Annotated in this window: 4 protein-coding genes; 3 read left to right on the top strand and 1 reads right to left on the bottom strand. The window is 70.1% G+C overall.

What is annotated here, in order from left to right; all coding sequences use genetic code 11:
* Window positions 1–9 precede the first annotated feature (9 nt).
* Complete coding sequence (locus tag L942_RS12760) at window positions 10–363, top strand: hypothetical protein (RefSeq protein WP_037359328.1); 354 nt, start codon at window positions 10–12, stop codon at window positions 361–363.
* 137 nt (window positions 364–500) lie between these two features.
* Here the strand turns inward: L942_RS12760 and L942_RS12765 are convergent, their stop codons facing one another.
* On the bottom strand, window positions 501–3,065 hold the full coding sequence (locus tag L942_RS12765; protein ID WP_037359332.1) for a LuxR C-terminal-related transcriptional regulator: 2,565 nt from the start codon (window positions 3,063–3,065) through the stop codon (window positions 501–503).
* 61 nt (window positions 3,066–3,126) lie between these two features.
* Between L942_RS12765 and L942_RS12770 the strand changes: the two genes are divergently transcribed.
* Window positions 3,127–4,293 carry an acyl-CoA dehydrogenase family protein gene (locus tag L942_RS12770; RefSeq protein WP_037359335.1) on the top strand — a complete coding sequence of 389 codons (1,167 nt, stop codon included), beginning with the start codon at window positions 3,127–3,129 and terminating at the stop codon, window positions 4,291–4,293.
* A gap of 15 nt (window positions 4,294–4,308) precedes the next feature.
* A complete protein-coding gene (locus L942_RS12775; RefSeq protein WP_037359336.1) occupies window positions 4,309–5,979 on the top strand; it encodes an alpha/beta fold hydrolase in 1,671 nt (556 codons plus the stop codon).
* The last annotated feature ends 57 nt before the right edge of the window (window positions 5,980–6,036 follow it).

Here is a 6,036-nt window from a genome sequence, read left to right on the forward strand (position 1 = left end):
GGGGCTGCCATGCAGACTTGGTACTTTCCCCACTGGGTCGTCCGTTTGGTCGCTTCCGTCGGTGACCGGCGGCGCTGGGCCGACGGGGAGATCGCCGGCCGCAGCCGTGATCTGCTCGACAAGGCTGAACGCGACGACCTTGACGACGACACCTTCCCTCGGTTCATGATCGTCATCGGTTGGGCCTACTTAGCCGTGGTTCTCGGCTGCCTCGTTGTCGGTGTCATCGTCGCCGGTATTACGGCCCTGTTTCATTCGACGCGGGTCGGCCCGATCGTGTACGGGGCGGTCATGTCCGTCTACATCGGACTGTTGGCCTTCGCGTTCGTCCTCCAACTTCACGTACGGGCGGCGCGCGACTGAGGAGAGTTCCGCGACACCTTCCTTGCTCGTCGCTTTCTGGAACCCAGACGGATCAACCTGGTCGTCATCCCGGTCGTCGCCGTGCTTGCCTGTCTTTTCGTCACCACGGGCTTATGACCGCGTGCGGGCACGGGAGACTAGATCAGTCCCAGCTGTCGCGCCCGCGCCACTGCCTCCGTGCGGTTGCGGGCCTGCAGCCGGCCGAAGATCTGGTTCACGTGCCACTTCGTGGTGCCGACGGTGATGAACAGCTTGTCCGCTACCTGCTGGTTCGACATCCCCGTCGCGATCAGGCCGAGGATGCGCCGCTGGGTTTCGGTCAGGGTTTCGACCACGCCGACGCCTTCGACCGTCTTCAGTGCCGATCCTCGGGTCGCGGGTGCGGCGCCGAAGCGCGACAGCAGATCCGTGACGAACTCCGGTGCCGTGGCGCGGACGGTTTTCAGCAACGGCACCAGGCCTGGTCCTTCGTCGAGGAAGGTGCGGCGGTAGCCGTCGTTCGCGGCGATTTCCACGGCGCGGGACAGACTGTCCGCAAAGGACTTGCCGAGTGCGTGGCGGGCGCGAGCGGTGACGGTCAAGATCGCGGCGAGGCTTCCGTCCCGGCCTTCGTCGTCGGCTCGGGCTTCCAGGGCCTGCAGCACGTCCAGTGCGGCTGCCGGCGATCGACGTGCGATGAGCAGCCGGGCGCGGGTCAGTTGTTCGTAGTCCGAAGAGGACGGTTGTTCTCCGCTGATCTCGGCGAGCGCCTGGTCGGCGGCGCGTGCGTTGCCGGAGCGCAGGTGCAGTTCGGCGATAGTCGCCACGACCAGTCTCGCGCGGCGGTAGTCCTCCGCGGCGTCTGCTTGCCGGCGGGCGGTGAACAGCGCCTCGAAGCCTTCGTCGGTGCGTCCGCAAGCCTGGTGCAGCCGGGCGAGGGTGCGCAAGCCGAGCAGGGTGTAGGACGTGGTGCCGAGCTGGTCGCAGCGCGCGATTCCGTTGAGGAGGCGAGTGCGTGCTTCCGCGAGTTCGTCGCGTTCGTAGAGCAGAGTGCCCAGCGGGATCTCGACCAGGCCGGACATCGGCACGTCCGCGCGCCCGCGCAGCGCGTCGCGGCAGAGCAGGACGGCTTCGCGCAACCGGCCTTGGACGTAGAGCAGCGGCGCGAGGTATCCGGTGGCTTCCAACGTGCTCAGCGGGTTTTCGCTTCGTTCGCCCAGCCGGACGGCTTCGCGCAGGATTTCGATCGCGCCGCGGCGGTCTCCGGTGAGTCGTCGCGCCTGTCCGAGCACGCCCATCGCCGCGGCGCGGAAGAACGACGTGTCGCTGTCGCCGAGAAGGTCGAGTGCCTCGGTCGCGAGCCCGGCGGCCTCGGCGGGGCGGTTGTGCGTCAACGCCAGGTAGGCCTGGAACGTCCGCAGCATCGCGCGGTCCTGGGCCGGCGCGTCGGAGCCCATCCTGGCGTCGGCGGCCGCGGCGTAGGTTTCGGCGTCGTCGATGTGCCCGCCGAGATACAGCAGCCAGCCCTTGAATCCGGCCAGATCCGGTTGCGCGCGCACTTCCTCGTCGGGCAGGCGGTTCAGCCACGAGAGCAGCGTCGCCAGTTCGCCGCGCCGGACCTGGTCCTCGGCCTGCGCGCGGACGACGCCGATCGCCAGTCCGGTCTCGCGCCCGGGCACCGCGTGGCGGATCGTTTCGGCGGTCATTCCGTGCGCGGCGTACCACCGGGCCGCCCGCGCGTGGCATTCGACGGCGACGTCCGGGTCCAGCTCGCCGCGCAGGTAGTCGGCGAACAGCCCGTGGTAGCGATGCCATTCGCCGGCGTCGTCGAGCGGGGTGAGGAACAGGTTCGCCCGCTCGAGGTCGCGGATCATCCGGGCGCCGGAGGCATCCCCGGTGATCGCGTCCGCCAGCGACGGCGTGAACGTCTCGACCACGCTGGTGCGCACCAGGAACTCGCGTGTCTCGGCAGGCTGCCCGGCGACGACCTCCTCGGCCAGGTAGTCGAGGACGTAGCGGTTCCCCGGGCGGAACCGCACCGACGGGGCCGCCGCGGCGCCCTCGCGCATGCCGATGCCGAGCATCTGCAGCGCCGCCGCCCAGCCCTCGGCATGGTCGTTGAGCCGGTCCGCCGTCGCCGGGTCCACCTCGTGCCCGGTGACGCTTGCCAGGAGCCCGGCCGCCTCGGCGGGGGAGAACCGCAGCTGCGCGGCGCCGATCTCGGCCACCAGACCGCGCCCGCGCCAGCGGGCGATCGGCAGGTCCGGCTCGGTACGGCCGAGCAGCACGAGATGCACGCGCGGCGGGCAGTGCTCGACGAGGAACGTCAGCGCGTCCAGGATCTCCGGGTCGGTCAGCAGCTGCGCTTCGTCGAGCACGAGGACGCGGTCGGCGTCGACCAGCTCGTTGACCAGCTCGGTCATCACCGCCGGGGTCGCCGCGCCGGAGTCGAGCAGGGTGCGGCTCGTGCCGAACGCGGTGAGGAGGCAGTCGAGGAAACGGCCGGGGACGTCGTCGTCCTGGTCGAGCGTCAGCCAGGCCGCGGGGCCTTCGCGGGTGCGCAGCCAGGTGCTGACCAGCGTGCTCTTGCCGAATCCGGCCGGCGCGGTGACGAGCGTGACCGGGTGCGCGCCGGCGGCGTCGAGCAGCCTCAGCAGGCGCGGCCGAGCGACGAGGCCGGGCCGGGCCGGCGGGATGAGCAGCTTCGTCGCCACCACCTGCATAACCCCGGAGCCTAACTTTGGACAGGTCCGCTGACCAGCGCGCGAACCTACCGTCCTTCGCATGGACACCTCGGACTTCTACCTCCTCGCCGGCGACCTTCCCGGCGAAGACCGGGCGCTGCTGGCGAGCCTGCGCGACTTCCTCGACCGCGAGGTGGCGCCGGTCGCGAACTGGCACTGGCAGCGCGAACGCTTCCCGCACCACCTTGTCGCCCCGCTCGGCGAACTCGGCGTCGGCGGCCTCTCCTACCGCGGGCAGGGGCTGCCCGGGCGCACGAGCCTGCTCGACGGTTTCGTCACCCTCGACCTCGCCCGCACCGACCCGTCGTTCGCGACGTTCTTCGGCGTGCACACCGGCCTCGCGATGGGCTCGATCTACCTGTGCGGTTCCGAAGAGCAGAAGCAGCGGTGGCTCCCGGCGATGCACCGGTTCGAGAAGATCGGGGCGTTCGGGCTGACCGAACCCGACGTCGGCTCCGCCGCCTCCCGGGGGCTCACGACCACCGCCCGCCGCGAAGGCAGCACCTGGATCCTCGACGGCGAGAAGAAGTGGATCGGCAACGCGACCTTCGCCGACGTCGTGGTGATCTGGGCGAAGGACGTCGCGGACGGCCAGGTCAAGGGGTTCCTCGTCGAGAAGGGCACGCCCGGCTTCACCCCGGCGAAGATTAAGGGCAAGATCGCGCTGCGCACCGTGCAGAACGCGCACATCGTCCTCGAAGACTGCCGCGTCCCCGAGGCGAACCGGCTGCGGAACGCGAACACCTTCGCCGACACCGCCGCCGTGCTGCGGATGACCCGGACCTCGGTGGCGTGGCAGGCCGTCGGCTGCTCCGTCGGCGCCTATGAGCGGGCGCTGGCCTACGCGAAGGAACGCCGGCAGTTCGGCCGCCCGATCGGCGGCTTCCAGCTCGTGCAGGACCTGCTGGTGAAGATGCTCGGCAACATCACCGCGTCGCTGTGCCTCGTCGCGCAGCTGTCCCGGCTGCAGGACGCCGGGAAGATGACCGAGGAGCAGGCGTCGCTCGCGAAGGCGTTCTGCACCACGAAGATGCGCGAGACCGTCGGCATGGCCCGGGAACTCATGGGCGGCAACGGAATCCTCCTGGAGTACGAGGTCGGCCGGTTCGTCGCGGACGCCGAGGCCATCCACTCCTACGAGGGCACGCGCGAGATGAACACCCTGATCGTCGGCCGGGCGCTCACCGGCCAGTCCGCTTTCGTCTGAAAGGAACCCCGCGCCATGTCCAGCCCCGAAACGGCCGCCGCCGCCACCGACGCGATCGGCGGCCCCAACCCGATCGTCGGTTTCCGCCGCAAGGACCTGCTCGACTCGCTGCGGTCGGTCGCGGTCGAAGCCGTCAAGCACCCGAAGAACACCACCTCGAGCCTGCGCCGGCTGGCCCGGACCGCGGTCGACGCCGCCCGCGGTCGCGGCGAGCTGACGCCCGCGCCCAAGGACCGCCGCTTCGCCGATCCCGCGTGGACGCAGAACTTCCTCTACCGCCGGCTGCTCGCGTTGTACCTGGCCGCGGACGCCGAACTCGACGCGTGGCTCGGCGGCGCCCAGCTGTCGGAAGTGGACCGCGAGCGGGCCCGGTTCGTGCTGTCGCTCGGGCTCGACGCGCTCGCGCCGAGCAACCTGCCGCTGCACCCGGCCGCGCTCAAACGGTTCATCGACACCGGCGGCGGCAGCGCGCTGTCCGGCGTCCGCCAGCTGGCCGGCGACCTGCTGCACAACGGCGGTTTCCCCAGCCAGGTCGACGGCGAGAAGTTCGCCGTGGGGGAGAACCTCGCCACCACCGAGGGCTCGGTCGTCTTCCGCAACGAGGTGCTGGAGCTGATCCAGTACGTCCCGCGCACCGGGCAGGTCCGGCAGCGGCCGTTGCTCATCGCGCCGCCGCAGATCAACAAGTTCTACGTCTTCGACCTCTCGCCGGAGAAGAGCTTCGTCCGCTACGCGCTGGACCAGGGGTTCCAGACGTTCATCGTCAGCTGGCGCAATCCGACCGCCGACCAGCGCGACTGGACGCTGCGGACCTACCTCAACGCGCTGGAGCAGGCCGTCGACGCCGTCACCGAGATCACCGGCAGTCCGGACGTGAACCTCGCCGGCGCGTGTTCCGGCGGCATCACCTCGGTGTCGCTGGCCGCGTGGCTCGCCGCCCGCGGCAAGCGGTCCGTCCACTCGCTGACGCTGTTCGTGAGCGTGTTCGACATGGCCGAGGACAAGACGCTGCTCGGCGTGTTCGCCAGCGAGGAGACGCTCGCGGCGGCGAAACGCAACTCCCACGTGCGCGGAGTGCTCGACGGACGCGAGCTGTCGCGCGTGTTCAACCTGTTGCGCCCCAACGATCTCATCTGGTCCTACTGGGTCAACAACTATCTGCTCGGCAAACGTCCGCCCGCGTTCGACATCCTGTACTGGAACAACGACACCACGCGGCTGCCCGCGGCGTTCCACGGGCAGCTCATCGACATCTACCGCGACAACGCGCTGGCGCACCCGGGCGAGGTCGTAGTCGACGGCACTCCGCTGGACCTCGGCGACGTCACCTGCGACGCGTTCGTGATGGCCGGGACCACCGACCACATCACGCCGTGGGAGGCCTGCTACCGCTCGGCGGGCAGGCTGGGCGGCGACGTCGAGTTCGCGCTGAGCAACTCGGGCCACATCCAGAGCATCCTGAACCCGCCGGGCAACCCGAAAGCGAGTTACTTCGCCAATCCGGAACGGCCGGCGAAGGCCGGCGAGTGGAAGGCCGGCGCCACGAAGGTGGCCGGCAGCTGGTGGCCTCGCTGGGCCGAATGGCTCACCGAACGCTCCGGCGACCTGGTCGACGCACCGTCCGCGGTGGGCAGTGCCGCGCACGCTCCTCGTGAAGCGGCGCCCGGCAGTTACGTGCGCGCATGAGACACCCTCTGTCAACCTCAGGCCGCCGAGGGAGGCTGGTGGGCTTGCTGCCGGTTG

This window comes from Amycolatopsis orientalis DSM 43388, from assembly GCF_000411975.1.
GTDB lineage: Bacteria > Actinomycetota > Actinomycetes > Mycobacteriales > Pseudonocardiaceae > Amycolatopsis > Amycolatopsis orientalis_D.